The sequence below is a fragment of the Rhodococcus sp. NPDC060090 genome, assembly GCF_042729855.1.
In the GTDB taxonomy this organism is placed as follows: domain Bacteria; phylum Actinomycetota; class Actinomycetes; order Mycobacteriales; family Mycobacteriaceae; genus Rhodococcus.
The window spans coordinates 30,675-56,789 of the sequence record NZ_JBHWXB010000002.1 but is presented as its reverse complement, the minus strand read 5'-3'; the positions used below and the strand labels follow the sequence as shown (position 1 = coordinate 56,789).

Genomic DNA, 26,115 nt, shown 5'->3' with positions numbered 1-26,115 from the left:
AAGGAGAATGCGTTGACCGAATGGACTCTCGGCGAGGTCTTCGACGCCGTCGCAGAAGCAGTACCCGAACGAACCATGACCGTCTGCGGGGATCGTCGGAACACCTTCGGTGAATCCGCGTTGCGCACCCGACGGTTCGCAAACTTCCTCGCCGAACGCGGATTCGGAGCCCATGCCGCAAGGGAGGGACTCGAGCGGTGGGAGTGCGGCCAAGACCGTGTCGCCATGCTCATGTACAACGACCTGTATCCCGATGTGCTGATCGGATGCCTCAAGGCGCGGGTCGTACCGGTCAACATCAACCCTCGCTACACGGCGCAGGAAGTTCGCAGTCTTCTCGAATACATTGCGCCACGAGGAATCGTTTATCACAGGTCGTTCGGTCCGGTGGTATCCGAAGTGATCGACGGTAGTGCAGCGCTGAAGGACGGCGTGGAGCTGCTGGTGTCCGTCGACGACGGCACCGACACGCCCGAACTGAGTAGTGTCGTCACCTTCGACGACGCTGTCGCACAAGGCAACCCGGACCTCAGGATCACAGGATCACCCGACGACCTGATGATGATGTGCACGGGCGGCACGACCGGCCGTCCGAAGGCGGTGCTCTGGCGACAGGGCGACGCGTACGTGTCGTCGATGAACGGCTCCGACCACGAGTCCGCCGAACCGATCAAGGCACTCACCGCATTGACCGGTCAGAGCTGGTTTGCGGTGTCGCCGCTGTCGCACGCGGCAGGGACGTGGACGGCGTTCTCAGGCCTGCTGGCCGGCCAGACCGTGGTGCTCTACGACGATCGGAACACATTCGATGCGCGTACGGCGTTGGAGATCGTCGAGAAGGAGAATGTGCTGCTCATGACCATCGTCGGCGACGCATACGCCGGCCCTCTCGTCGATGAGATGCGCAAGCGCCGACACAACTTCGAGTCGTTGGTGGTCATCGCAAGTGGTGGAGCCGCAACGAATGCGATCCACCGGAAGGCGTTCCTCGAGCTGCTCCCGAACGTGACCATCGTGGAAGGATACGGCTCGACCGAGACAGGCGGGATGGGATTCGGACGGAGCAGCCGCGGTGCCGAGGTAGACACGTTCGCCCCGATGCCGGGGGGATCTGCGGTGTCGCACGATCGCACCCGGCTGCTGAAGCCTGGTGATGACGAGATCGGATGGGCCGCCCGCTCCGGCCGAGTCCCCCTCGGTTACTTCCGCGACCGGCAGGCCACCGAAAACACCTTTCCGGTGGTCGACGGCGAGCGAATGGCGATACCGGGAGATCGCGTGAGGATGGCGGACGATGGGTCGCTGCGCTTGCTCGGCCGCGATTCGCTCGTCATCAACACAGGAGGCGAGAAGGTCTTCGTCGAAGAGGTCGAGGCAGTCCTACGCGCATATCCCGGTGTGGTCGATGCCCTGGTTATCGGTCGTGCGAGTGAACGCTGGGGCCAGGAGGTCGTCGCACTGGTGCACGTCGTGGACGAGATAACGTGCTTTGCAGAGCAATTGAAAGACGCTTGCGGCGCATCGCTCGCAAGGTACAAGATCCCGAAGCACTTCGTGTTCGTCCCTGCGATACGGCGCCTGGGCAACGGAAAACCCGACTACCGGTGGGCTGCCCAACAGGTGCAGGAAGAAGTGCTTTCGTGAGCGCACCCACCACACGCCTGGCGCCGTCGACCTCACCGGAGACGGAGTTCTTCTGGGCCTCCGGCGCCGACGGCCACTTGCGGATACAGGAATGTCGCTCGTGCTCGGCGCTGATCCATCCACCGCGGTCGGCGTGCCGTTACTGCCACGGCAGCGAGATGGGCATTCGCGTCGTCTCGGGTCGCGCGACACTCATCGGCTTCACGGTCAACCACAGGTTTGCGGCACCGGGAATGCCACCGCCGTACATCGTCGCCCAGGTCGCGCTCGAGGACGACCCGCGCGTGCGCTTGACAACGAACGCGGTCGCATGCGCGGAAGACGATCTCACGCTCGGTATGCGGATGGACGTGGTCTTCGAAGAAGCCGACGGAGTGTGGCTCCCACTGTTCCGTCCGGCCGAAGCCGCAGCGGTGACAGAACTACCGGCCGATGAACCGGACGCCGAATCGATTCGCCGAAGTGTGCGCCCGATGGTGAGTACGAACAAGTTCGAGGACGAGGTCGCGCTCACCGGAATCGGTATGTCGCGCATCGGTCGTCGTCTCATGGTCGATCCGTTGTCGCTGACCATCGACGCCTGCCGGGCCGCGATCGACGACGCCGGCCTCACCGTCGGCGACATCGACGGGCTTTCCACCTACCCGGGGGCCGGATCTCTCGGCCCGTTCACCGAAGGTGGGATCGCGGCCGTCGAATCGACACTCGGACTGAGGCCGACCTGGCACAACGGCGCCGCGGAGACGTTCGGTCCCGGAGGCTCGGTGATTGCAGCGATGCTCGCCGTGGCGTCCGGTCTCGCGCGACACGTGCTGTGTTTCCGCACGGTGTGGGAATCGACGTACAGCGAACTCGTGCGCACCGGCCGCACCGCACCGGCAGGCGGACTGCCGGATGAATGGTTCGCGCCGTACGGCGCCGTCTCGGCCGCGCACCTACTGGCACAGACTGCGCAGCGGCACTTTCATCGCTACGGAACGAACCGTGAGACGCTCGGGTGGATTGCGCTCAACCAACGCGCGAACGCCGCCCGGACGTCCGAAGCGATCTACCGCGACCCGCTCACCATGGACGACTACCTGGGTGCCCGCCCGATCACGACACCGTTCGGACTCTACGACTGCGACGTACCGTGCGACGGTGCAGTGGCGGTCATCGTGTCGGCCCGCGACACCGCCCACGACCTCGCGCAACCGCCGGTGTTCGTCGAAGCGGTCGGTACCCAGATACTCGAGCGGCTCGACTGGGACCAGAGCACCCTCGCCCACGAACCCCAGGTCCTGGGGCAGGCCGCGCACCTGTGGAGTCGCACCACGATGCGTCCCGACGATGTAGATGTCGCGGAGCTCTACGACGGATTCACCTTCAACTGTCTGTCGTGGATCGAGGCATTGGGCTTCTGCGACATCGGGGAATCGAAGGACTTCCTCGACAAGGGAACGAACATCGCGCTCGACGGAAGGTTGCCGTTGAACACCCACGGAGGTCAGCTCTCACACGGACGCACCCACGGTATGGGACTCGTGCACGAGGCAGTCACGCAGATGCGCGGCCACGGGGGAGACCGTCAGGTTCGAGACGCGCGTGTCGCGGTGGTGAGCAGCGGAGGGCTCACACCGAGCGGCGTCATGTTGCTGAAAGCCGATCGATGAACGCCGCGGACGCCGGAGCGCTCGCCGACACCGTGACCGCCCGAACCGTCGAGGTAGACGGAGCACAGATCTCGGCCTTGTGTTCGTACGTGGAGCAGCCGCGCGCGGTGATCGTCGCCTTGCATGGCGGAGCCACGACCTCCCGGTACTTCGATCTGGACGGCCATCCGGAACTGTCGCTGCTCCGCACCGCTGCGGCACTCGGCTACACCGTCCTCGCGATCGACCGCCCGGGCTACGCAGACTCGTTCGAATATCAGGAACGGTTCGACGATCCCGCCAACCGTGTCGACGCCGCCTACGGCGCTGTAAATGCACTGCTCGAAGGACATTCGCGCGGCGCCGGTGTCTTCCTTCTCGCGCACTCGGCAGGCTGCGACCTCGGTCTCCGGATGGCAGCAGACCCGCGAGGCGCGTCGCTACTCGGTGTCGAACTCGCGGGCACCGGCACACGTAAGCAACGCGAGGCGCTCGAGATCATCAAGCAGATGCGTACGACGCGGAACCGGGGCGCCATCCGGGATCTGCTGTGGCATCCCGAGGACACCTACCCGCCGGAGGTGCGTGGAGGTCGCAGCCTCACCTGCATCACCCCTCGCTACGAGGCGGTGGTCGCAGCCGAGTGGCCGAAGGACTTCATGCATCTCGCTCCCGATGTCTGCATCCCGGTTCGGTTCACCTATGCCGAGCACGAAAAGGTCTGGGAGACAGACGATGCTCTACGGTCGGAAATCGAGGAAATGTTCGTCGAATCCCCGCGCTTCGTCGAGCATCGGCAGGCAGGCAGCGGACACAACATGAGTGTGGGGTTCGCGGCGTCCGAGTACCACCGCGGTGTGGTGGCATTCGTCGAGGAATGCGCAGCAGGCGAGTAACGACCGTCACCAGGGTGTCGGTGCGTCCTGTCGTCGGCGGTCGCGGGCCCTGTCGATTCGGCGGTCGAGTTCCTCACGCAGAATGTCGTTGGTAGCGGGCACTACTCGCGTGTCGGTGCCCGGGGAGAACATGTAGCGACCGTCGTCGACGACATCGAACCAGCCGATATCCGATTCCGTCGTGAGGCGACCGTGAGCGTTCGGAGCGAGCAGTCGGATGCTGCCCGCACCGGAGCGGTCGCGGAGAAGGAGACGACGCAACGCGCGCGGTTCACTCTCGCCGATCTGCTGCCTCACCGATGTGGTGGCGGTCGGTTCGGTGAGTTCGCGGATGGAGGCGGCTCGGGCCTGCTCGTGTCCTCGGGGTGCAGTAGGTATCTGCGCGACGACGGCGCGGGCGAGGATGCTCGACTGGATTGGGACGATCTGGATGTCGCCGGAGGCATACTGGCGTGCGACAACAGCGAATGCGCCTTCTTTTCCGCCCCTGACTCGAATGTCTGCGGTCCCCGCATTTCCGTACATCTCGACGGCGAGCTCTCCGGCCTGCAGGATCCGGATCGCGTGGTCGAGACGCGGATCGGCCAGTTGTCTGCGCCACTCGTCGGCGGCGTGCCGGTCGGCGTCGTATTCGTCCTCCCACATCGACGCCGACCGGTAGCGCAGGGGGAATGGAAACTCGTCGTTTCCCGCCGCAGTCCACAGCGACAGGAAACGGTCGGGGGTCACATGCCAGGTCACAGCGGGTCGACTCCTAGGACGGGCGGGGCGGTGTCGGGGATCGACCCGATGAGTTCGTTTCCGTGATCGTTCGTGACGAGATAACTCGCGACCTGTCGTTCTTCGTCGTTGCCGCGCTGCTGGCCGCCCATCATGCCGGGCATCATTCCCATCGGGCGCATCGAGCCGGCGCGAGCGGCGGCAGTTCCCTGTTGAGATGCGGCGGGTGCCGAGGTGCCGGTCGCGCCGACGCCTCCGGCAACGCCGGGGCCGAGTGCAGGGCCACTTCCGGCTCCGCCCACGCCACCTCCGCTCGAGCCTGAGCCGCCACCGCCATAACCTCCGGTTCCGTACGTCCCGCTCCCGGGCATACCGGAGCCGGCAGCCGAAGAACCATACGGTTGACCTGTGGTGCTTCCGGGGAGGGTCGAAGTCGGGGCCGTCGAGGTCGGTGACGTGCGGGCCGATTCCGAGTCCGGCGAACCTGCCGCCCCGGTTTCAGCAGACTGCGAGGCTCCGCTACGGGAAGAATCCGTCTCGGAACTGTCAGGTGTATTGCCGTCGGCTGCAGCCCCCGCAGATTCGGACGGTTGACCGCCCGCTGCGCCGCTCCCGTTCGAGGCTGCCGCTGCGCTGTTGCCGCCACCGGATGCCGATGGGTTTCCGAAACTCGAGGGAACCGCGCTCGCGGCGCCGGCCCTGGTGGAGTCCTGGGGCGGAGGTAATACCGGAACCGCGGATCCGGAATCGCGGTAGTACGGCTTGTAGAGCGACTCCATGACGCGAATCGCCTGCTGACGCGCGGCCTCCTCCTGGCGCTCCCGGTCGGCGGCGGCGATGGGACTCACCAGGTCCATCGGCATCGGGACAGAGATCGACGGGGGAGTGACCGACGTCTTCACTCGCGCGCCCACATCCGCTGCGATCTGGAGTTTCTGCGACACCGCGAGCGACGCATCGCTCAACCGCTGGGCGGAGGTACCGAACAGTTCCGTCGACGACGACGCCGCGTTCGCAGCGTCGCCTTCCCAATGCTGGGCGATCTTGTCGCGGATCATGGCGGTGGCCACAGAGACCGTGAAGCTGAATACCGTTCCGAGCTTTTGCCATTCATTCGCCAGCGTGGTCATCGCAAGGGGACTGATCGTCTGGCTGAGCTGATAGATCGCGGCGTGATCCATGCCGTGGAAGTTCTCGAACTGCGCGATGTAATCGGGGTCGACACCGCTGTCCACTCGCCCCGCCAATTCATCGTGGCGGGCCTGTCGACGCGCGACCGACTCCGGCGGCACAGGGCCCAACAGTGGGGAGAGGAGTGTCTGGATCGGGTTGTCGGTGTCGGACATCGTCACAACTCCTGTTCGATGGTGGCGAGTTGGCGGGCCCAGTCGAACTCTGCGTCGAGGAAGGCTTCGCCGCCGGAAGCGAAGGCGTCGCGAAGATTGGTGAAGGCGACGATGAACTGGTCGACGCGTTCCTTTGCCGATTCGGGAGTGCCTGCGCCCTTGCGGGCGAAGCCTGCGGCGAGTTGCCTGGCGGACTCGAACTCGCCGAATCCTTCAGCGTTGCCGAGTGTCTTTGCAACCTCGGCTGCGTTCTCGAGTTCGGCGAGCACGGTGTCGCAGATCGCGAGGATCTCGTCGATCACGTGGGGTTCGAGGCGGACGAATTCGCTCACTGCGGCTTCTTTCCGAGATTGTTCTCGATGAACGGTTCGAACAGTGCGACGGTGTCGTGCAGCCCGCCGCAGCGTTCGTCGTAGGTGAGGGTTCGGGTGTGGTCGGGGTGGTAGAGACGGTCGAAGATGACGATCCCGAAGTCGGTCTGCAGCGTGATCGCGCACGCATTGTCCGGTTTGGGGTCGTACTCCAGCAGGGCGCGGCGCCCATTGACAGTCGTTTCGCTGGCGACATCGCCCACCTTGGCGAGTTCTTCATCGATCGTGACGTTTCCGGAGAGGACGATGAGCCCGTAGGCGCGGATGACACCCGGTATAGCGACCGGCGCTCGGTACCGGCACACCATGAAGGTGTACTGCTCCATCAGATAGTCGGCTACGTCTTTTGTGCGCGGGTCGTAACCGGCGTCGACGAGGACGTCGTCGGGGATGTCGAGGCAAGGGTCGAAGGTGATGTCGGGTCGGCCGGACTCATCGGTGAGCCGTGGCGGGCGTGCCGTCGGCGTCGTCGGTGCCGGTTCCTCGGCCACGACCGGTGTCGTATCGCTCGTGGTGGTGCATCCGCTGAGAAGAACACCCGCGATGATGAGCGCCGCCCCCACCCTTGCGGCGTTCAGAAGACGTGGATATGTCATTGCCAAGGATCCCCCCGATCCGTTCGGTCGCGCAGATATTAACGCAGAACCGGGCACGCGTCCGAGCCAGTGCCTCGGCTGCGAAGCTTTCCTCCGCTCACATGGGTTTCCGTTGCCTCATGACCCACGGAAACCCGGACAACGCGAGGAAAGTTCCGCGCGCGGCACTGGGACTTGTATCACAATTGGCTGTTAGGTCATCCGGCAGACAATTGGGTAACCACTGATCACGGCACCGTGTGCCCCGACCCATAGAGGAAGTGCGGCTCGTGAGTACTCCCACCTCGACCGACAGCCCGGAATCCGCCGCCGAGCGGCACCTGTCTGCAGCAGTGAAGGCCGCGGCGCAGGTCGCCGACATTCCCGCGTCGGTGACGCCGCGCCCGATCAAACGTGTCGCGGTGATAGGCGCAGGCACCATGGGCTCCGGCATCGCCATGGCATTCGCCAATGGAGGTCTGTCTGTCGCGTTGATCGAGCAGAGCCCGGAGGCGCTGGACCGGGGGATCGGCACGGTTCGGAAGAACTACGAGTCGTCGGCAGCCAAAGGCAAGATCACCGCTGAGCAGGCGCAGGAGCGCGCGGCGTTGATCGAACCGCACCTCGACTTCTCGGCAGCCTCCGACGCGGATCTCGTCATCGAAGCCGTGTTCGAGGACATGGGCGTCAAGAAGGACGTGTTCGGCAAGCTCGACGCACTGTGCAAGACGGGGGCGATCCTCGCGTCGAACACCTCGCGTCTCGACCTCGATGAGATCGCGCGCAGCACCTCACGCCCGCACGACGTGATCGGGTTGCATTTCTTCAGCCCGGCGCATGTCATGAAGCTCGTCGAGGTGGTGCGCGGCGAGGCGACCGCCGACGATGTCGTCGTCACGTCCATGGCGCTGGCGCAGTCGATCGGCAAGGTTCCGGTGCTGGCCAAGGTCTGCGAAGGTTTCATCGGCAACCGCATGCTCACCCCGTACCGTCGTGAGGCCGACTTCCTCCTGGAAGAGGGGGCGACGCCGCAGCAGGTCGACGCTGCACTGAAGGAATTCGGGCTTGCGATGGGGCCGTTCGCCATGGCGGATCTGGCGGGCAACGATATCTCGTGGGCGGCGCGTAAGCGGCTGGCGCCGACCCGTCCGAAGGATCTTCGCTACTCGCGGGTGGCCGATACGCTCTGCGAGGCAGGACGGTTCGGCCAGAAGACCGGATCCGGTTACTACACGTACGACGAGGGAAGTCGCACCCCGGTTCCGGATCCGGCGGTGGACGAGATCATCCGCACGTGCGCGGCGGAGGACGGTATAGAACGTCGCACCATCACCGACGAGGAGATCGTCGACCGCTGCATGCTCGCACTGGTGAACGAGGGGGCGGCCCTGCTCGGTGAGGGCATCGCCCAGCGGGCATCGGATATCGACGTCGTCTACACCAACGGGTACGGATTCCCGAAGCGCCGTGGTGGTCCGATGCATTACGCGGAAACGGTCGGACTCGACGTGGTGTTGCGGAAGATCCGCGAGTTCGAGTCCGCTCACGGTCGAGTGTGGGCCCCGGCGCCGCTGCTCGTCGAGCGCGTCGAGGGCGGGCACACCACCTTCTCCGGTTAGGCACACAACATGACTGTCGGTGTATCGCAATTTCGGTACACCGACAGTCCCGTCCGGGTAGGGCGCGGTCCGTAGACTGACAGCACGCGGGCGCCGCACGAGATCCCGGCGCCCGACTCCCGATGGGGAGGGGCAATGCGGACACGCACACGGTCGGCGATCGTCGTCGCGGTGGCACTGGTGGTGCTGCTTGCTTTCGTGCCGCCGATGGTGCGGGCCTATACGGATTGGCTGTGGTTCGGCGAGGTCGGCTACCGCGGGGTCTGGACCAGGGTGTTCATCACCCGGTGGGTGTTGTTCTTCGTCATCGGAGCGCTGGTCGGTGGTGCGGTGTTCCTCGGGATGAGGGTGGCATTCCGGGCCAGACCACTTTTCCCGTCCGCGCGCAGCGGAGACCCCCTCGAGCCGTATCGACGGGTGGTGCTGCAGCGGGGCCGTCTGTTCGGCGTAGGCATTCCGGTGATGTTCGGATTGCTTGCCGGGCTGATCGCGCAAGGGAATTGGGCGACCGTTCAGTTGTTCCTCCATGGTGGAGCATTCGATTCCGTCGATCCTGAGTTCGGGCTCGACGTCGGCTTCTTCGTCTTCGACCTGCCGTTCTACCGGTGGGTGCTCAGCTGGTTGTTCGTGGCGGTGTTCTTCGCGGGAATCGCGAATGTCGCCACCAACTACCTGTTCGGCGGGATCACCGTCGGCGGCAAGATGCGAAACGTCTTCTCGTCCTCGGCGTTGATTCAGATCGCCGTCCTGGCCGGAATGTTCGTGTTGCTCAAGGCGCTCGCATACTGGCTCGACCGCTACGCGCTCGTGTCGTCGGGACATCGGGAGCCCGCTTTCACCGGCGCCGGATACACCGACATCAACGCAGTGCTTCCCGCGAAGTTCATCCTCTGCGCCATCGCGTTGCTGTGCGCGGTGGCATGTTTCGCTGTGATCCGACTCCGCGATCTGCGGATCCCGCTGCTGTCCTTGGGATTGCTGTTCCTGTCGTCGATCCTGGTCGGCGGGATCTGGCCGTTGGTGGTCGAACAACTCTCGGTTCGGCCGAACGCGGCCGTGCGCGAAGCCCCCTACATCGAACGCGGCATCGAGGCCACGCGACAGGCATACCGGGTAGGTGACGAGACCGTCGAGTACGTCCCGTACGGGGGTATCGGCACCACGCCGCCCGAGGACACCCCCGCCGACGTCACGACCATCGCGAATATTCGCCTCCTCGACCCCGACGTCCTGTCGCGCACGTTCACGCAGCAACAGCAGCTGAAGAACTTCTACGAATTCCCCGAGAACCTCGATCTCGACCGCTACCGGATCGACGGGGAGCTACGCGACTTCGTCGTCGGAGTACGTGAACTCTCGCCCGAGCGACTCACCGGCAACCAGACCCACTGGGTCAACCAGCACACCGTCTACACCCACGGCAACGGTTTCGTAGCGGCCCCGGCAAACCGTGTCAACGCAGCGGTGCACGACGCGGCCGAGGGCGCCTCGAGCAGCGACAGCGGCTACCCGCTCTATACGGTCAGCGACATCGCGACGCACGGCACCGAGCAGTTGATCCCGGTCGAACAACCGCGCGTGTACTTCGGCGAGGTGCTCGGGCAGTCCGGGCAGGAGTACGTGATTGTGGGCGCCGCACCGGGTGAGGCGCCCCGCGAGTACGACACCGACACCTCGTCGTTCACCTACGACGGTGAGGGCGGCGTCTCGATCGGGAACTGGTTCGACCGCCTCGCGTTCTCGGCTCGGTACGGGGAACGCAACATCATCTTCTCCAGCGAGATCGGCTCGGAATCGAAGATCCTCTTCCACCGCGACCCGGCGAAGCGGGTGAACATGGTGGCGCCCTGGCTCGAGACGGACACGAACCCGTACCCGGCGGTGGTGGACGGCCGGATCGTGTGGATCGTCGACGGATACACCACGGTCGACGGCTATCCGTATTCGCAGCGCAGCACGCTTCCCGAGCCGGATGCGTTGCGCTCCCAGGAGATCAACTACATGCGAAATTCGGTGAAGGCCACCGTCGATGCCTACGACGGCACCGTCACGCTCTACCAGGTGGACTCCGCCGACCCTGTTCTGCAGACGTGGATGCGCGTATTCCCCGGCACCGTCCGGCCCGAGAGCGACGTGCCCGACGGCCTGCGTGCCCACTTCCGATACCCCGAAGATCTCTTCCGGGTACAGCGGGAGATCCTGGCCCGCTATCACGTCGACGATCCGCTGGAGTTCTTCACCACCAACGCGTTCTGGTCGGTGCCGAGCGACCCCACCATCGACACGAATCCGAATCAGCCGCCGTACTACGTGCTCGTCGGTGACGAAGAGACCGCGCAGCCGTCGTTCCGGTTGGCGGGAGCAATGGTCGGATTCCATCGAGAGTTCCTGTCCGCCTACATTTCCGCGCGCTCCGACCCGGAAGGATACGGGAAGATCACGGTACTCGAACTACCGACCGACAGTCTCACCCAGGGCCCGCAGCAAACGCAGAACTCGATGATCTCCGATACCCGCGTCGCGTCGGAGCGCACACTGCTCGAGCGGTCGAATCGCATCCACTACGGCAATCTGCTGACGCTGCCGATCGCCGACGGTGGGTTGCTCTACGTCGAGCCGCTGTACACCGAGCGGATGTCGGCGGCGACCGACGGTTCGACCTTCCCGCAGCTGGCCCGCGTACTGGTGAGCTATCGGGATCCGCAGACGGGTGGGGTGCTCGTCGGTTATGCCCCCACGTTGGCGGAAGCGCTCGACCAGGTGCTCGGCGGCGGTGCAGGCAGCGCAGCGACACCGCCGGGCGGCGACGCGGCGACGCCGGCCGAGGAAGCGCCACCGCCGGCTGAGGGGCCGGCACCCGCCGGAAATCCGGATATCGCGGCTGCCGCGCAGGACCTTCAGATGGCACTCGAGGAGCTGAGGGCTGCGCAACGCGACGGCGACTTCCGGTCGCTGGGCGCCGCACTCGACCGGCTACAGGGGGCGGTCGACGCCTACGTCGCCGCGACCGGAGGTCAGTGAACCGCCCCGACCAGACGCAACGCAAGATCGGCATAGAGGGCGCTGATCGTCTCCGGATCGCTGTATCGACCGGACGGGTACCAGCGGCAGATGTCGACGCACAGCGACATGAGGGCGAGGGTGACGCCCTCGGCGTCGGGCACCGTGAATTCGCCCGACGCGATACCGAGGTCGACGACGTCGCGAACCACCTTGGTGGTGTCTCGACGTAGTCCCTTGATGACGCGGTAGTGGTCGGGTTCGAGCGCGGTCAGCTCGTACTGGATGACGCGCGCGCGGCGATGATTCTGTGCTTGCCACTGCGCGAAAAGCCGGATGATCGAGGTGAGGCGCGTGGTGGCGTCGGCATCGAGGGGATCGGCGTCGCGCACGACCCGCAGTGCGAAGTCGTGGCCTTCGTACGCGATGGCGTAGAGAAGCTCTTCCTTCGACTTGTAGTGCGGGTACATGGCGGCGGGGCTCAAGTCGAGGCTCGCGGCGATCTGCCGGGTGGTGGTGCTGCCGTAGCCGTTCTCCGCGAACGCTTCGATCGCGGCCTCCCGCATGCGCGCGGCGGCCTTGGAGCTGCTGATCACGGTGTTCTCGGGTGCGCTCACGGAATCCTTCCTCGGTCTGGTTGACAAGCAAACCACAGCGCCGTTTAATAAGCGAGCGCTTAGAATCTAAGCGATTGCTTATCTATGAGGAGCAGTTGAATGCGACGCACCCTGTACGGCCCCGACCACGAAGCGTTCCGCGAGTCCGTCCGCGAGTTCGTGAATCGGTTCGTACTTTCCCGTGCCGAGGAGCTCATCGAGCGACACGAGATCCCGCGCGACATCTGGATCGAGGCCGGTAAGGCCGGAATCCTCGGGCTCGAGATTCCCGAGCGCTTCGGCGGCAGCGAGGCTGGCGACTACCGCTTCAACGCAGTCGTCGCCGAAGAGATGGCCCGCGCCAACATGGCGCTGTCGTCGTCGATCGGCATCCACTCCGACATCACCGTCCCGTACATCGTGCATCTCGGTAACGACGAGCAGCGCGAACGCTGGCTCCCCAAGTGCGCGACGGGCGAGCTCATCTGCGCCATCGCGATGACCGAACCGTCCGGCGGATCCGACCTCGCGAACCTCAAGACCACCGCGGTGCGCGACGGCGACGACTGGATCCTCAACGGTGCCAAGACGTTCATCACCAACGGCTACAACTGCGACCTCGTGGTCGTGGCGGCCCGCACCGACCCGAGCAAGGGAGCGAAGGGCATCTCGCTGTTCGTCGTCGAGCGCGGCATGAAGGGCTTCGAGAACGGTCGCAAACTCGACAAGGTGGGCCAGCCCGAAGCCGACACCGCCGAGCTGTTCTTCGAGAACGTGCGCGTTCCGCACGCCAACATGCTCGGCGAGGAGGGAATGGGCTTCATCTCGATGATGAAGCTGCTGCCGCAGGAACGCCTCGGCTCGGCGGTCAACAACGTGCACCACGCCAAGCAGATCCTGCTCGAGACCATCGAGTACGCGAAGGAGCGTAAAGCGTTCGGCAAGGCCATCGGCACCATGCAGTACAACAAGTTCCTGCTCGCCGAACTCGTCACGAAGATCGAGGTCGCGGAGGCGTACGTCGATCAGGCCGTCGAGGCCCACGCCGACGGCGAACTGACCGCGGTGGATGCGGCGAAGGCGAAGTGGTGGAGCGCACAATCCCAGTCAGAGGTACTGGACGCGTGCGTGCAGATCCACGGCGGCTACGGTTTCATGAACGAATATCGTGTGGCCCGCGCCTGGAAGGACGCTCGCGTGACGAAGATCTGGGCGGGTACCAACGAGATCATGAAGGAACTGATCGGCCGCGACCTGGGCCTCTAGCCCGGTAACGACAACCAACGAGGAGCATGTCATGCCCGAAGCTGTGATCGTGTCTGCCGTTCGCTCGCCCATCGGGCGCGCTATGAAGGGCTCGCTCAAGACCGTTCGCCCCGACGATCTGGCGACGCAGATGGTGGCCGCCGCGCTGGCGAAGGTCCCCGAGCTCGACCCCACCGAGATCGACGACCTCATGCTCGGCTGCGGTCAGCCTGCCGGCCAGTCGGGCTTCAACATCGCCCGTGTCGTCGCCGTGCAGCTGGGCTACGACTACCTCCCCGGCGTGACCGTCAACCGGTACTGCTCCTCGTCGCTGCAGACCACTCGCATGGCGCTGCACGCGATCAAGGCCGGCGAGGGCGACGTGTTCATCTCCGCGGGCGTCGAGTCTGTATCGAGCTTCGTCACCGGCAACGCCGACGGCCTGCCCGACACGAAGAACCCGCTCTTCGACGACGCGCAGGCGCGCAGCGCCACGCTCGCCGAGGGCGGCACCGCCTGGACCGACCCCCGCGGCGAGGGCCTGCTTCCCGACGTGTACCTCGGGATGGGCCAGACCGCAGAGAACGTCGCCTCGTTCACCGGCATCTCCCGTGAGGATCAGGACCGCTGGGGTGTCCGCTCGCACAACCGCGCTGAGGAAGCCATCAAGTCGGGCTTCTTCGAGCGGGAGATCACCCCGGTCACGCTCGCCGACGGCACCGTCGTGTCCACCGATGACGGCCCCCGCCCCGGCACCACGTACGAGGCCGTCAGCCAGCTCAAGCCGGTGTTCCGTCCCGACGGCACCATCACCGCAGGCAACGCGTGCCCCCTCAACGACGGAGCCGCCGCGCTGGTGATCATGTCCGACACCAAGGCCAAGGCACTCGGCCTCACGCCGCTCGCGCGCATCGTGTCGACCGGTGTGTCGGGCCTGTCGCCCGAGATCATGGGTCTGGGCCCGATCGAGGCGACCAAGAAGGCGCTGGGCAAGGCGGGGATGGGCATCTCCGATATCGACCTGTTCGAGATCAACGAGGCGTTCGCCGTGCAGGTGATCGGCTCGGCTCGTGAATTGGGCATCGACGAGGACAAGCTCAACGTCTCCGGTGGTGCGATCGCACTGGGCCACCCGTTCGGCATGACGGGAGCGCGGATCACCAATACGCTTCTGAACAACCTCCGGACCCATGACAAGCAGTTCGGTGTCGAGACCATGTGTGTCGGCGGCGGCCAGGGCATGGCGATGGTGCTCGAGCGGCTGAACTGATCCGGGCCATAGGTTCGGGCTAAGTCACCGTTAGGCCGCATGTCTGAAAAGGCATGCGGCCTAACGCGTTTCGTGGGTGTTTCGCTTTTGTAATTGGACCGTACATGGGCTATACAGTGTGTAGTCCCCGTCACAAGAGGAGATCGCTGCATGTCCGTACTCGACAGGTTCCGCCTCGACGACCGCGTTGCGATCGTCACGGGCGCCTCGTCCGGGCTCGGTGTCGCGTTCGCGCAGGCCCTCGCAGAAGCGGGAGCCGACGTGGTGCTCGCGGCCCGTCGCGTCGACCGGCTCGAACAGACCGCCGAACTCGTCCGCGCGGCGGGGCGTCGCGCCGTCACCGTGGACACCGACATCGCCGACCCCGAGCAGGCGCAGCGCATGGTCGATGTGGCCGTCGAGCAGCTCGGCAAGGTCGACATCCTGATCAACAATGCCGGGATCGGCACCGCAGTGCCTGCCACCAAGGAAACCCCCGACGAATTCCGGCGGGTCATCGACATCAACCTGAACGGGTCGTACTGGGCGGCGCAGGCCGCCGGTCGGGTGATGCAGCCCGGTAGTTCGATCCTCAACATCTCGTCGGTGCTCGGCCTGACCACCGCGCGCCTGCCGCAGGCCGCATACGCGGCGAGCAAGGCCGCGATCATCGGGCTCACCCGCGACCTCGCTCAACAGTGGGGCGCACGCAAGGGCATTCGTGTCAATGCGATCGCACCGGGGTTCTTCGAGACCGAGATGACCGACGAATACCTGCCCGGTTATCTCGACAGTATGAAACCGCGCATCGTCCTGGGTCGCACCGGCGACCCGGCAGAAATTGCCGCCACCGCAGTGTGGCTGGTATCCGAGGCGGCCGGGTATGTCACCGGCCAGACTATCGCGGTCGACGGTGGCCTCACCATCAACTGACCGCACCACTTCACGGAGGTTCGTAGTGAGCTCAACAGTCCGCACCGCCATCGTCACCGGAGCCGCGCGCGGTATCGGTGCCGCCGTCGCCCAGCGTCTGGCCGCAGACGGCATGCAGGTCGCCGTCCTCGACCTCGACGCTGCCGCCTGCGCCGACACCGTCTCTGCCATCGAGAGTGCGGGCGGCAAGGCACTTGCCGTCGGTGCGAACGTCGCCGATGAGGCCTCCGTGGCCGCCGCTGTGGAGAAGGTCGCCGAGGAACTGGGCGATCCCACCGTGCTGATCAACAACGCGGGCATCACGCGCGACAACCTGCTGTTCAAGATGACCGTCGAAGACTGGGACGCCGTGATGAGCGTGCACCTGCGCGGCGCATTCCTCATGGCGCGGGCAACTCAGAAGTACATGGTGGACAACAAGTTCGGCCGCATCGTCAACCTGTCGAGCACCTCGGCCCAGGGCAACCGCGGCCAGGTCAACTACTCCGCGGCCAAGGCGGGCATGCAGGGTTTCACCAAGACCCTCGCCGTCGAACTGGGCAAGTTCGGTGTCACCGCCAACGCGATCGCTCCGGGCTTCATCGCGACCGAGATGACCGCCGCGACCGCGGAGCGTGTCGGTGCGTCGTTCGAGGACTACAAGGCCGCTGCCGCCTCGCAGATCCCCGTCGCGCGCGTCGGTGAGCCCGACGACATCGCCCACACCGCGTCGTTCCTCGCTTCCGAGGGCGCCGGCTTCGTCTCCGGCCAGGTCATCTACGTTGCCGGTGGTCCGAAGGACTGACTTCATCGTCGGACGCGGGGGCGAGGACGTCGCTCATATCGCCCTCGCGCCACTTGGAGATCAGGCGGTGGAAGGCGACCGGGCCCGGCGCGAATGACGACGACGATGTGCGCGTCCCCTCGCCGTTGTAGTAGCCGGGGGTGCACTCGGTCAGGAACGCAGAATTGTCGACGGCCTTGTGGGCGATCGTGTCGCACCAGGCCTGCTCCGCCTCCACCGTCGGCTCCACCCACTTCGCGCCGGTCTTGCCGGCCATCGCGATGACCGCTGCGATGTGGGTTGCCTGATCCTGCAACACATGAGAGATGTTGACCGAGTTGCCATTCTGGATGGAAGCCAGGTGGAACAGGTTCGGGAAGCCGTGCGAATAGAAGCCGTGCAACGAACGTGGTCCCTGCGCCCACGTCTCGAGTAGCGTTCTCCCGTTCCGTCCGTACACCGGGAGAGTGCCCGACAGTACGCCCGAGATCCCGACCTCGAACCCGGTCGCGAAGATGACGCAGTCGACTTCGTATTCCGCCGCACCCACCACGACCGCGTTCTCGGTCATCCTGGTGATACCACCGTGGTCCGCTGTGTCCACGAGCGTCACGTTCGGCCGGTTGAACGTCGGCAGATAGAGGTCGCTGAAGCCGGGGCGCTTACACATGTACCGGTACCAGGGCTTGAGGGCCTCCGCCGTCGTCGGGTCGTCGACGACCTCGTCGATCCGCTCGCGCATCTTGTTCATCGTCACGAAGTCGGCCAGTTCGTCGCGGCGTTCGCGCTCGGCGGGGTCGAGGGAAGTATCCAGCGCACCGGTCATCATCTTGCGCTGCAGGCGCGCGTTCGCTGTCCACCCGTCCCGGACGAGGTCCTCGGCGGCGTTCTCCCCGGAGATGATGGCCAGGAAGTTGTCCATCCGCTCGCGTTGCCAACCCGGCTGCAGGGTGGCAGCCCACTCGGGATCGGTCGGACGGTTGTCTCGTACGTCCACCGTCGACGGTGTCCGCTGCATGACGAACAGATGCTGCGCACCTTCGGCGACGTGGGGGATCGCCTGGAGTCCTGTCGCGCCGGTTCCGACGACGGCGATGCGTTTGTCGGCGAGACCGGTCAGGCCGCCGTCGGGACTGCCACCGGTGTATTCGTAGTCCCAGCGGCTGGTGTGGAAGGTGTGGCCGCGGAAGTCCTCGATGCCGGGGATGCCGGGTAGTTTCGCCTGAGTGAGTGTCCCGGAGGACGCGATGACGTAGCGGGCACGGATGACGTCGCCGCGGTCGGTGCGCACCGTCCACTCGACTGCCTCTTCGTCCCACGTGAAATCGGTCGCCCGGGTGTGGAAGACGGCATCCCGATAGAGGCTGTAGTGCTCGGCGATCGCAACCGCGTGCTGCCTGATTTCCTCGCCGGGGGCGTACCGCCATTTCGGGACGTACCCGATCTCTTCCAGCAAGGGCATGTACACGTACGACTCGATATCGCAGTGGATACCCGGGTACCGGTTCCAGTACCACGTACCACCGAAGTCGCCGGCCTCGTCCATCATGCGGATGGATTCGACTCCGGCCTCGCGCAGTCGGGCACCGGCCAGCAATCCGCCGAACCCGCCGCCGATGACGAGTATCTCGACGCGGTCGGTCAGCGGTTCACGCTCGGCGCGCTCGGTGTACGGATCATGCATGTAGTAGCCGAACTTCCCCGCCGCGCGCTGGTACTGCGCGTTGCCCTCCGGTCGGATGCGTCGATCCCGTTCGTGACGGTATTTCCCGCGCAGGGCGTCGGCGTCGAAGTCGAGGTCGGCGGAAGGCGTTGTCGCTTCGGGCACCGAGGCACCTCTTTCGTCGAGTGTGGTCACCGTCACTTCGCGTGGTCGGGACCTTACATCAATTCTCTCGTGCTACGAATTCATTTTCAGCATTTCGAAAATCGAATTCGAAGAGAACAGACGCTTGAAATGCCACCCGCCGTGATCGACGAACCTGCTCACTGCGCCCGTTGGAGACCCTTGGTGTCGATTCGACGCCAGATCTCGGCGGCAGCGGTCTGCGCCGACGACATCATGCGCTTGTCACGGACGCGATCTGCCGGACCGAACACCGACAATGCGGCGGCCTCGGTACCGCCGATTTTCCCGATGGGCACGGCGACACAACTGAATCCTTTCAAACAGCGCTCCGGGTCGTAGGCCAGGCGCAGTTCACGAACGCGCGCGATCTCGGGGGATTCCACGCCGACGGAGTCGCCGATCGCCATCAACGCCTTACCGATCGTCGACGACGCGACAGGGAGCCGGTCGCCGACCCGCGACCGCACGAGTGGCACAGACTCGCCGCCAACCTTCTCGAGATAGACAGCCTCGGATCCGTCACGGACACCGAGGTGAACGACACAACCGGTAGCGCGATGCAGGCGGCGCAAGGTGGGCAGAGCAGCGCGACGCAAGGCATTCTGCTGCGCGGCCGCGGCGCCCAGCTCGATCATCCGCATGCCCAGCTGGTAATCCATGCCCTCGCGATACACCCAGCGGAGCGCAACGAGCTGTTCCAGCGCGCGGTGCACCGAGGTGCGCGGGAGCCCGGTGGCAGCGACGACCTGCGACAGGTTCAGACGGTCGGCACCCTCGAACACGTCGAGGATCACTGCCGCGCGCTGCAGACTTCCGGTCGGCCCCTCCATGTGGTCTCCTTCCTCGCCCCCGCACATGGGTAACACACCACCGCGTGCGCGGAGGCCAATTCTTCCGGCTACCGGAATCGCTACTGTCATCCCGATATGGCGTGCGGTGTACTCCGTTCATGCCGAATCCCTCATGTATGACTCCCGGCGCGATGTTGGCAGGTCGCCGCGCCGTGGTGACCGGCGGCGCCGCAGGAATCGGCGCTGCGATCGCAAGGTCGTTCGCCGCTCATGGCGCCGACGTACTCGTCGCGGACATCGAACCGGCCGGTTCGCTCGAGTTCGACCCCGCAGCGGGCGGGGCGATCAGTGTCGTCGAGTGGGATGTGTGCTCTGCGGAGTGTCTACCCGAACTCGTCGAGCATCGACCCGACGTGCTGGTCAACAATGTCGGCCACTACCTGCAGCCGCCCCACGCGTTCGCTACCAATGCGCCGTCGCTGTGGGACGGGCTTCACGAGGTCAATTTCGCTCACGTGCTGCGTCTGACGCAGGAGCTGCTCCCGGGAATGATCGAACGTGGCCGCGGCTCGATCATCAACCTGACCACCGTCGAATCCCACCGGGCGATCCCGGGGCACACCGTCTACTCCGCGTACAAGGCGGCGCTGACGCAGTTCACCAGGTCCCTGTCTGCGGAGGTCGGGCCTGCCGGTATTCGGGTCAACGCGGTGGCTCCGGATCTCGTCGAGTCGGTGCAGGTTCCCTACGCGACGCTCGTGCCCGAAGAAGATCTGCCGCTGTGGCCGAACTGGTCGCCGCTCGGCGGTCCCGGACAGCCCGAAGACGTCGCCGGGGTTGCGTTGTTCCTCGCCTCCGACCTGTCCCGGTTCGTCACCGGAGGCACCATCCACGTCGACGGAGGTACCCACTCCTCCGGCGGGTGGGTACCCCGCAATTCCGGCGGCTGGACCAACCGTCCCCGCAATCCCTGATCAGTACCACTGAAGGAAGTACAAGCATGAAGATTCTCGTAATCGGCGGCACCGGCATGATCGGCGCGCACGCTGCACTCCATCTGCGCGAACACGGTGACGACGTCACTGTCGCGGGACGCGGTCCGCTTCCTGACGACTCGCTCGTCGCCGATTTTCCGCTGCTGACCGGCGACTACACGGTGCCGACCTTCACCCGCGAGCAACTGTCGGGTTTCGAGGCCATCGTCTTCGCTGCCGGACAGGACCCGCGACACAAGCCGCGCGAGGACGACGACGAGCTGAAGTTCTGGGAGACCACACAGAGTGTCGGTGTGCCACGCTTCGCTCAGCTCGCCAAGGACGCCGGTGTAGGACGTTTCGTGCAGGTGGGAAGTTACTACCACCAGGTGCGCCCGGACATCGCCGACAACAACCCGTACGTCGCGGCACGCAAGGCGGCCGACGAAGGAGCCCGTGCGCTCGCCGACGAGTCGTTCAACGTCTGCACGCTCAACCCGCCGTCGATCCTCGGAGTCGTGCCGGGCGCCTCCACCCGCCGCTACCGGAAGATGGTCTCGTGGGCCGCGGGCAACGAGCCTCAGATCCCCGATTTCGCTCCCCCCGGCGGCACCAACTACCTGTCGGCCCGCTCGCTTGCGCAGGCCATTCGCGGCGCCGTGCACCACGGTGAGCCCGGGAAGGCCTATCTGATCGGCGACGAGAACCTCACCTACCAGAGCTTCTTCCAGATGATGGTCGACGCCGCAGGTGGCAATCGGGTGATCGCGGTAGAGGACGAGTCGCACCCGCTGCTGTCGGATGCGGCGATCGTCCAGGGACGCGGCAACACACTGGCATACGAGCCGGATACGAACGAAACGGCGCTGCTGGGCTATGACCGCAACGACTGCAGGCGTGCAGTCGAAGCGATGGTCGAAGCTGTCGTCGCGACGCATTCCGCGTAACCGACCTCACGAGCCTGGAGACCGATGTGAGCTCATCGAATGAAGTCGTCGTAGATCGTAGTCAGCTGCGTAAGGTCGCGCTGTCGAGCCTGCTCGGTACGGTACTCGAGTACTACGACTTCATCCTTTACGGCACCATGGCCGCGCTGGTGTTCGGTGAGCTGTTCTTCCCGTCGTCGAACTCCGTGGTCTCCACCATCGCTGCGTTCGGCACCCTCGCGGCCGGGTACGCCGCGCGGCCCTTGGGTGGCATCGTGTTCGGCCACTTCGGTGACCGCCTCGGGCGTAAATCGATGTTGATCGTGACGATGGTGATGATGGGTGGTGCCAGCTTCCTCATCGGTCTGCTGCCCGTGTACGAGTCGATCGGCGTGCTCGCGCCCGTGCTGCTCGTGATACTCCGCGTCGTGCAGGGTCTCGCGATCGGCGGCGAATGGGGCGGCGCAGCGCTGATGGTGATCGAGCATGCCGAGCCCGATCGCCGCGGAAGGTGGGCGGGGATCATGCAACTCGGGTCCCCGATCGGATTCCTTCTCTCGACGGTCGTGGTCATGGTGATCAGCCTCCTTCCGGACGACAGTCTGCACTCGTGGGGTTGGAGGGTGCCCTTCCTGATAAGTGCTCTGCTCGTCCTGATCGGCCTCTATGTGCGCCTGAGTGTGGTGGAGAGCCCGGTGTTCCAGGATGCGCTGGAGGACAACGACACCGACGAAAAAGCGAAGACCCCGTTGATGAAGGTGCTCCAGCGTCCGCGGCCCCTGATCCTCGCGTGCGCAGCGGGAATCGGGCCGTTCGCGCTGACCGCACTCGCGACGTCCCACATCATCGCCTACACCAAGGAAATCGGGTACGGCCAGTCCGACGTGATGCGCGCGTTGGTCATCATTGCGGTGCTGTCGCTGATCACGATCCCGCTGTTCTCTGCGCTGTCGGACCGTGTGGGACGCCGCGGTGTGGCCCTTGCGGGTGCGATCGGTGCGGTGGTCTTCGCGTTCCCCATGTATGCGCTGGTCGACACCAAGTCGGCGCTGTGGCTGACCGTGTCGCTGCTCATTGCGCAGGTGATCCAGAACCTGATGTATGCGCCTCTCGCACCGCTACTTTCGGAGATGTTCGGCACCGAGTCGCGCTACACGGGGGTATCGATCGGGTACCAGATGGCGAGCCTGATCGGAGCCGGGTTCACTCCACTGATCGCGAGCAGTGTCCTCGCGGCCACCGGAGTATCGAGCCTGCCGCTCAGCTGCATCGTCTTGGTCACGGCTCTCATCAGCGGTCTGGCGGTCTGGAGTATCGCTGAAACGCGGGGACGCGATCTGACCGCAGGGTTCGGAGAGCCTGCGTCGAGTGCCGCTGATCGGCCTGCGCACGACGGGGGAGTGCGCGTGGAATGACACCCGCATTGCCCGTGATTCGATGCCGTCCAGTGAGACTGTGGAACCTCGGATCGTAGTTTCCGCGATATCAAGAAGGCCTTTGGTCGGAGTACTGCGAGGAGGACTGCAATGGGCAACCCGGTGATCGTCGATGCGGCGAGGTCCCCGATAGGCCGACGCGGCGGCGCATTATCCGGGCTGCACGCTGCGGAACTGCTGGGGGCAGTTCAGAAGGGCGTGCTGGAGCGGCTCAACCTCGATCCGGCCGTCATCGAGCAGGTTATCGGTGGGTGCGTCACTCAGGCCGGCGAGCAGGCGTCGAACGTCAGCCGCAATGCGTGGCTGCACGCCGGACTGCCGGAACGGACCGGGGTGACGACCATCGACGCGCAGTGTGGGTCCGGTCAGCAGTCGGTACACCTGATCGCCGCCCAGATCGCGGCCGGCGTAATCGATGCGGGGATGGCGTGCGGAGTCGAGGCGATGTCGCGGGTGCCGTTGCTGTCCAACATCGCCGGCGACTTCGGTAGCCCGAAGCCTCCGGGCTGGAGTGTCGACATCCCGGCCCAGTTCGATGGCGCCGATCGCATTGCGCGGCGTCGCGGATTGACGCGCGACGACCTCGACGCATTCGGGTTGCGGTCGCAGGAGCGCGCAGCGGCCGCATGGGCGGCCGGTCGCTTCGACGCGTCGATCGTGCCGGTGAAGACTCCCGGTGCGGGGGGCGAGGCCCCTACTGTCGTGTCGCGTGACGAAGGCCTGCGGGACACCTCGATGGAGGCCCTGGCCCGCTTGAGACCGGTGCTCGAAGGCGGCCTGCATACGGCTGGTACGTCGTCCCAGATCTCCGATGGCGCAGCCGCACTCGTCGTCATGGATCAGGCGTGTGCGGAGGCGCTCGGCCTGCGTCCGCGAGCGCGGATCGTCGCGCAGTGCCTCCTCGGTGCTGAGACGCACTACCTTCTCGACGGCCCCGTGCAGGCCACGGAGTATCTGCTCGAGCGTGCCGGCATGTCGATCGGCGACATCGATCTTTTCGAGGTGAACGAAGCGTTTGCGGCAGTACCGATGTCGATGGCCCGTGTGCACGGCGTCGACGAGGATCGCCTGAACGTCAACGGCGGTGCGGTTGCGCTCGGTCATCCAGTCGGTTCGTCCGGTGTCCGGCTGATCGGTACGGTGATCGACGAGCTCGAGCGCCGCGATGCCGAACGTGCCCTCGTCGCGGTCTGTGCCGGTGGCGCAATGGCGACCGGGGCGATCGTCGAACGAATCTGACCGCCGCGACGGGCGTTCAGCGCCCGGCGCGTGTGGCCATGCCGTCGAAGAACAGGGACATGCAGTAGTCGGAGAGTTCGGCGAGGGTGTAATCGTCGTCGGGCTTCGGCCAGTAGACGGTGAACCACACGGAATCTCGAAGGAATCGGTGGAACACCCTGGTGGGAATATCTTTCCGGAGAATTCCTGCTTCCTTCCCTGCCTCGATCGCATCGATCCAGATCTTCTGGATGGAGTCTGCGAGGAGGCGGGCGTCGGCGAAGCCTTCGAGGTTGCGCAACTGGCCGAATTCCGATTGATATACCTTCGTCGCGTTGCGGCGGGCAGCACCGGTCGCAAGGGAGACGTCGACGATTGCCTTCATGCGAGCCCGCGGTTCGAGATCGTCGGCTCCCGCGGCTCGGTAGTCGTCGAGTAACTCCGACAGATATCCCGTCACCAGTTCGGTGACGATGGCGCTCTTGGACCGGAAGTAGTGGTAGAGCGCACCCGCATTCAATCCGACGGCGTCGCCGATCTCGCGCATCGAGGTTCCGGCGATACCGCGTGCTGCGAATGCGGCTGCGGCAGCGTCGAGGATCTCGGTCCGTCGGTGTGAGGGGACCGTTTCGTCTGTGCCGGTGGTTTGAACGTTCATTCAAGAAATGTAGCGACGGTGTCGGCGTGGGTCAAGTGCCGAGGGGTGCACACAAAACATCTCCGTAACTCGCTGTATGACAGTGACTTCCGAGCGAGGTGCTGGTGTTGCTGGCGAGCGGTCGAATGCTTGACGTCGGCGTTCGAGAATTCTATATTCGGCTTGAATGAACGTTCAAACGACGTTCGTCATCGGTGAAGCGACAGCGCAACGTCAAGTCGGTACGCGCGGCTCGTCCCGCGCACGTGTTCCCGAAATCTGATGAGGAGATCCCATGACCAGGGTTGTCTATGCACGCAGTGTCCACGACGAGCGCGAAATCGAGGCCTGCCTCGAGGTCCTGCGCGGCGGTCCGTTCGCCTTGAAGATCGGAAAGAACGTAGCCGAGATGGAGCGTCGGGTGGCCGATCTGTACGGTAAGAAGCTCGGCCTGATGTGCAACTCGGGTTCGTCCGCGTTGTATCTGGCGCTCGAACTGTTGGACCTGCCCAAGGGTGCCGAGGTCATCACCTCGCCGCTGACCTTCTCCACGGATGTCTCGCCAATCGTCCGGGGTGGCTGGGTCCCCGTCTTCGTCGATGTCGAGCCGGATACCTACAACGTCGACGTCACCAAGATCGAGGAGATGATCACCGACAAGACCGGGGCCATCCTGATTCCGAATCTTGCCGGCAACGCGCCCGACTGGGATGTCATCCGCGACATCGCAGACACGCACGGTCTCAAGGTCATCGAAGATTCCTGCGACTGTATCGGCACGACTCTGCGGGGAACCAGGACCGGATCACGCTCGGACATCACCGTCACCAGCTTCGCGATGGCGCACATCATCACCTGCGCCGGAAACGGTGGCATGGTCTGCCTCGACGACGAGAATCTGCGCGACAAGGGGCTGATGCTGCGTCGTTGGGGCCGCCGCTCCGAGCCGCACCTGTTCGGATCCAAGCCCGGCGGACGGGTGTTTCGTGAGGATCTCGACGGTGTCTCCTACGACAACGACTTCATCTTCGACGTCCTGCCGTGGAACTTCGAGCCGTCCGAGCTGGGTTCGGCCTTCGGTCTGGTCCAGCTGAGCAAGCTGGACGAGAACTATCGGCGTCGTCACGAGATCTTCGATGCCTTCACCGCAGCTTTCGGCACCTACCCGGAGTTGTTCCGGCTGCCCAAGCAGCTGGAGGACTTCCATACCGCATGGCTGTGCTATCCCGTCACGGTTCGTGAGGGCACAGGGTTCGAGCGTTCGGACCTGCAGGAATTTCTCGAGGGCGCCGGCATCGACACCCGCACCGTGTGGAGCGGCAATGTCACTCGCCACCCGATGATGCGCAACATCGAGTATCGGGTGCCCGCGGCCGGTCTACCGGCTGCAGACGAGGTCTTCGTCCGCGGCATGTCGCTCGGGATGAGCCACGGCATGAGTAAAGAGGAACTCGACCACGTGGTCGCGAGCATTCACGCGTTCGCCTCGAAGTATGCGAAGGCCGACGTCTGATCGCGCCGTCTGCTCGGTTCCGGAAGGAGGCTCGTGCATCAAAATTGGGACCAGGTTTCATCACTGGGTGGGAGTTGTGCTTGACCTCCACGATTACGGCGCTAACGTAGGGGTCGCAAATATAGAACAGTGTTTCAAATATGCCTCGACCGTGATTCGGGTAGACCTCGTACAGGAGCATCT

Annotated in this window: 22 protein-coding genes; 14 read left to right on the top strand and 8 right to left on the bottom strand. The window is 64.9% G+C overall.

Annotation, left to right across the window (positions count from 1 at the left end):
• Nucleotides 1-12: 12 nt before the first annotated feature.
• From ACFWCF_RS02610 to ACFWCF_RS02600, 3 genes are read left to right on the top strand one after another with little or no spacing between them, the layout of a single operon-like run.
• On the top strand, nucleotides 13-1,644 hold the full coding sequence (locus ACFWCF_RS02610) for an AMP-binding protein (RefSeq protein WP_378556842.1): 1,632 nt from the start codon (nucleotides 13-15) through the stop codon (nucleotides 1,642-1,644).
• Nucleotides 1,641-3,296: an OB-fold domain-containing protein gene (locus ACFWCF_RS02605; protein ID WP_378556839.1), complete on the top strand. Its 1,656-nt coding sequence runs from the start codon at nucleotides 1,641-1,643 to the stop codon at nucleotides 3,294-3,296. Before ACFWCF_RS02610 ends, ACFWCF_RS02605 begins: the two co-directional genes overlap by 4 nt.
• Nucleotides 3,293-4,171: an alpha/beta hydrolase gene (locus tag ACFWCF_RS02600; RefSeq protein ID WP_378556836.1), complete on the top strand. Its 879-nt coding sequence runs from the start codon at nucleotides 3,293-3,295 to the stop codon at nucleotides 4,169-4,171. Before ACFWCF_RS02605 ends, ACFWCF_RS02600 begins: the two co-directional genes overlap by 4 nt.
• A gap of 6 nt (nucleotides 4,172-4,177) precedes the next feature.
• Here the strand turns inward: ACFWCF_RS02600 and ACFWCF_RS02595 are convergent, their stop codons facing one another.
• From ACFWCF_RS02595 to ACFWCF_RS02580, 4 genes are read right to left on the bottom strand one after another with little or no spacing between them, the layout of a single operon-like run.
• Nucleotides 4,178-4,912 carry an ESX secretion-associated protein EspG gene (locus ACFWCF_RS02595; RefSeq protein WP_378556833.1) on the bottom strand — a complete coding sequence of 245 codons (735 nt, stop codon included), beginning with the start codon at nucleotides 4,910-4,912 and terminating at the stop codon, nucleotides 4,178-4,180.
• Complete coding sequence (locus ACFWCF_RS02590; RefSeq protein WP_378556830.1) at nucleotides 4,909-6,237, bottom strand: hypothetical protein; 1,329 nt, start codon at nucleotides 6,235-6,237, stop codon at nucleotides 4,909-4,911. The genes ACFWCF_RS02595 and ACFWCF_RS02590 overlap by 4 nt, the downstream gene beginning before the upstream one ends.
• A 2-nt stretch (nucleotides 6,238-6,239) precedes the next feature.
• Nucleotides 6,240-6,569: a hypothetical protein gene (locus tag ACFWCF_RS02585; protein ID WP_378556827.1), complete on the bottom strand. Its 330-nt coding sequence runs from the start codon at nucleotides 6,567-6,569 to the stop codon at nucleotides 6,240-6,242.
• Entirely contained in the window at nucleotides 6,566-7,204 is a 639-nt protein-coding gene (locus tag ACFWCF_RS02580; protein WP_378556824.1) for a DUF3558 domain-containing protein, read from the bottom strand. Before ACFWCF_RS02580 ends, ACFWCF_RS02585 begins: the two co-directional genes overlap by 4 nt.
• 269 nt (nucleotides 7,205-7,473) lie before the next feature.
• On the opposite strand from ACFWCF_RS02580, the gene ACFWCF_RS02575 reads away from it, so the two are divergent.
• A complete protein-coding gene (locus ACFWCF_RS02575; RefSeq protein ID WP_378490551.1) occupies nucleotides 7,474-8,802 on the top strand; it encodes a 3-hydroxyacyl-CoA dehydrogenase NAD-binding domain-containing protein in 1,329 nt (442 codons plus the stop codon).
• A 135-nt stretch (nucleotides 8,803-8,937) separates the two neighbouring features.
• Entirely contained in the window at nucleotides 8,938-11,823 is a 2,886-nt protein-coding gene (locus ACFWCF_RS02570) for a UPF0182 family protein (protein WP_378556821.1), read from the top strand.
• On the opposite strand, the gene ACFWCF_RS02565 is transcribed toward ACFWCF_RS02570, so the two are convergent.
• Nucleotides 11,817-12,368 (bottom strand): TetR/AcrR family transcriptional regulator, encoded by a 552-nt coding sequence (locus tag ACFWCF_RS02565; RefSeq protein ID WP_378557691.1) that lies wholly within the window; start codon nucleotides 12,366-12,368, stop codon nucleotides 11,817-11,819. The genes ACFWCF_RS02570 and ACFWCF_RS02565 overlap by 7 nt on opposite strands.
• A 150-nt stretch (nucleotides 12,369-12,518) precedes the next feature.
• Between ACFWCF_RS02565 and ACFWCF_RS02560 the strand changes: the two genes are divergently transcribed.
• The 4 genes from ACFWCF_RS02560 (at nucleotide 12,519) to fabG (ending at nucleotide 16,609) form a co-directional block, all read left to right on the top strand.
• Nucleotides 12,519-13,664, top strand: coding sequence for an acyl-CoA dehydrogenase family protein (locus ACFWCF_RS02560; protein WP_378556818.1), 1,146 nt, complete (start codon nucleotides 12,519-12,521; stop codon nucleotides 13,662-13,664).
• Between the two features lie 31 nt (nucleotides 13,665-13,695).
• Nucleotides 13,696-14,913: an acetyl-CoA C-acetyltransferase gene (locus ACFWCF_RS02555; protein WP_378556815.1), complete on the top strand. Its 1,218-nt coding sequence runs from the start codon at nucleotides 13,696-13,698 to the stop codon at nucleotides 14,911-14,913.
• Between the two features lie 150 nt (nucleotides 14,914-15,063).
• Nucleotides 15,064-15,825 carry an SDR family NAD(P)-dependent oxidoreductase gene (locus tag ACFWCF_RS02550; RefSeq protein WP_378556812.1) on the top strand — a complete coding sequence of 254 codons (762 nt, stop codon included), beginning with the start codon at nucleotides 15,064-15,066 and terminating at the stop codon, nucleotides 15,823-15,825.
• 25 nt (nucleotides 15,826-15,850) lie between these two features.
• Nucleotides 15,851-16,609 carry a 3-oxoacyl-ACP reductase FabG gene (fabG, locus tag ACFWCF_RS02545; protein WP_378556809.1) on the top strand — a complete coding sequence of 253 codons (759 nt, stop codon included), beginning with the start codon at nucleotides 15,851-15,853 and terminating at the stop codon, nucleotides 16,607-16,609.
• Here fabG and ACFWCF_RS02540 read toward each other — a convergent pair.
• Both ACFWCF_RS02540 and ACFWCF_RS02535 read right to left on the bottom strand, forming a co-directional pair.
• Nucleotides 16,578-18,416, bottom strand: a complete 1,839-nt coding sequence (locus ACFWCF_RS02540) for a flavin-containing monooxygenase (protein WP_378556806.1) — start codon at nucleotides 18,414-18,416, stop codon at nucleotides 16,578-16,580. The two genes, fabG and ACFWCF_RS02540, sit on opposite strands and share 32 nt — an antisense overlap.
• Nucleotides 18,417-18,574: 158 nt before the next feature.
• Complete coding sequence (locus tag ACFWCF_RS02535) at nucleotides 18,575-19,267, bottom strand: IclR family transcriptional regulator (RefSeq protein WP_378556803.1); 693 nt, start codon at nucleotides 19,265-19,267, stop codon at nucleotides 18,575-18,577.
• Nucleotides 19,268-19,386: 119 nt separating this feature from the next.
• Here ACFWCF_RS02535 and ACFWCF_RS02530 point away from each other — a divergent pair, with 119 nt between their 5' ends.
• The 4 genes from ACFWCF_RS02530 (at nucleotide 19,387) to ACFWCF_RS02515 (ending at nucleotide 23,803) form a co-directional block, all read left to right on the top strand.
• Nucleotides 19,387-20,202 carry an SDR family NAD(P)-dependent oxidoreductase gene (locus tag ACFWCF_RS02530; RefSeq protein WP_378556800.1) on the top strand — a complete coding sequence of 272 codons (816 nt, stop codon included), beginning with the start codon at nucleotides 19,387-19,389 and terminating at the stop codon, nucleotides 20,200-20,202.
• 26 nt (nucleotides 20,203-20,228) lie between these two features.
• Nucleotides 20,229-21,149 carry an NAD-dependent epimerase/dehydratase family protein gene (locus ACFWCF_RS02525; RefSeq protein ID WP_378556797.1) on the top strand — a complete coding sequence of 307 codons (921 nt, stop codon included), beginning with the start codon at nucleotides 20,229-20,231 and terminating at the stop codon, nucleotides 21,147-21,149.
• A gap of 26 nt (nucleotides 21,150-21,175) precedes the next feature.
• The gene (locus tag ACFWCF_RS02520; RefSeq protein WP_378556795.1) at nucleotides 21,176-22,543 is read left to right on the top strand and encodes an MFS transporter; all 1,368 of its coding nucleotides are present in this window, start codon (nucleotides 21,176-21,178) and stop codon (nucleotides 22,541-22,543) included.
• A gap of 111 nt (nucleotides 22,544-22,654) precedes the next feature.
• Nucleotides 22,655-23,803: a steroid 3-ketoacyl-CoA thiolase gene (locus ACFWCF_RS02515; RefSeq protein WP_378556793.1), complete on the top strand. Its 1,149-nt coding sequence runs from the start codon at nucleotides 22,655-22,657 to the stop codon at nucleotides 23,801-23,803.
• Nucleotides 23,804-23,819: 16 nt separating this feature from the next.
• Here the strand turns inward: ACFWCF_RS02515 and ACFWCF_RS02510 are convergent, their stop codons facing one another.
• Nucleotides 23,820-24,440: a TetR/AcrR family transcriptional regulator gene (locus ACFWCF_RS02510; protein ID WP_378556791.1), complete on the bottom strand. Its 621-nt coding sequence runs from the start codon at nucleotides 24,438-24,440 to the stop codon at nucleotides 23,820-23,822.
• Between the two features lie 274 nt (nucleotides 24,441-24,714).
• On the opposite strand from ACFWCF_RS02510, the gene ACFWCF_RS02505 reads away from it, so the two are divergent.
• Entirely contained in the window at nucleotides 24,715-25,932 is a 1,218-nt protein-coding gene (locus ACFWCF_RS02505) for a DegT/DnrJ/EryC1/StrS family aminotransferase (RefSeq protein ID WP_378556789.1), read from the top strand.
• Nucleotides 25,933-26,115 lie beyond the last annotated feature (183 nt).

Coding starts and splice junctions, on each gene's coding strand:
- ACFWCF_RS02510 (WP_378556791.1), bottom strand. CDS start 24,440: ATGAACGTTCAAACCACCGGCACAGACGAAACGGTCCCCTCACACCGA.
- ACFWCF_RS02560 (WP_378556818.1), top strand. CDS start 12,519: ATGCGACGCACCCTGTACGGCCCCGACCACGAAGCGTTCCGCGAGTCC.
- ACFWCF_RS02565 (WP_378557691.1), bottom strand. CDS start 12,368: ATGCGGGAGGCCGCGATCGAAGCGTTCGCGGAGAACGGCTACGGCAGC.
- ACFWCF_RS02570 (WP_378556821.1), top strand. CDS start 8,938: ATGCGGACACGCACACGGTCGGCGATCGTCGTCGCGGTGGCACTGGTG.
- ACFWCF_RS02590 (WP_378556830.1), bottom strand. CDS start 6,237: ATGTCCGACACCGACAACCCGATCCAGACACTCCTCTCCCCACTGTTG.
- ACFWCF_RS02530 (WP_378556800.1), top strand. CDS start 19,387: ATGCCGAATCCCTCATGTATGACTCCCGGCGCGATGTTGGCAGGTCGC.
- ACFWCF_RS02555 (WP_378556815.1), top strand. CDS start 13,696: ATGCCCGAAGCTGTGATCGTGTCTGCCGTTCGCTCGCCCATCGGGCGC.
- ACFWCF_RS02580 (WP_378556824.1), bottom strand. CDS start 7,204: ATGACATATCCACGTCTTCTGAACGCCGCAAGGGTGGGGGCGGCGCTC.
- ACFWCF_RS02505 (WP_378556789.1), top strand. CDS start 24,715: ATGACCAGGGTTGTCTATGCACGCAGTGTCCACGACGAGCGCGAAATC.
- ACFWCF_RS02535 (WP_378556803.1), bottom strand. CDS start 19,267: ATGGAGGGGCCGACCGGAAGTCTGCAGCGCGCGGCAGTGATCCTCGAC.
- ACFWCF_RS02550 (WP_378556812.1), top strand. CDS start 15,064: ATGTCCGTACTCGACAGGTTCCGCCTCGACGACCGCGTTGCGATCGTC.
- ACFWCF_RS02515 (WP_378556793.1), top strand. CDS start 22,655: ATGGGCAACCCGGTGATCGTCGATGCGGCGAGGTCCCCGATAGGCCGA.
- ACFWCF_RS02600 (WP_378556836.1), top strand. CDS start 3,293: ATGAACGCCGCGGACGCCGGAGCGCTCGCCGACACCGTGACCGCCCGA.
- ACFWCF_RS02525 (WP_378556797.1), top strand. CDS start 20,229: ATGAAGATTCTCGTAATCGGCGGCACCGGCATGATCGGCGCGCACGCT.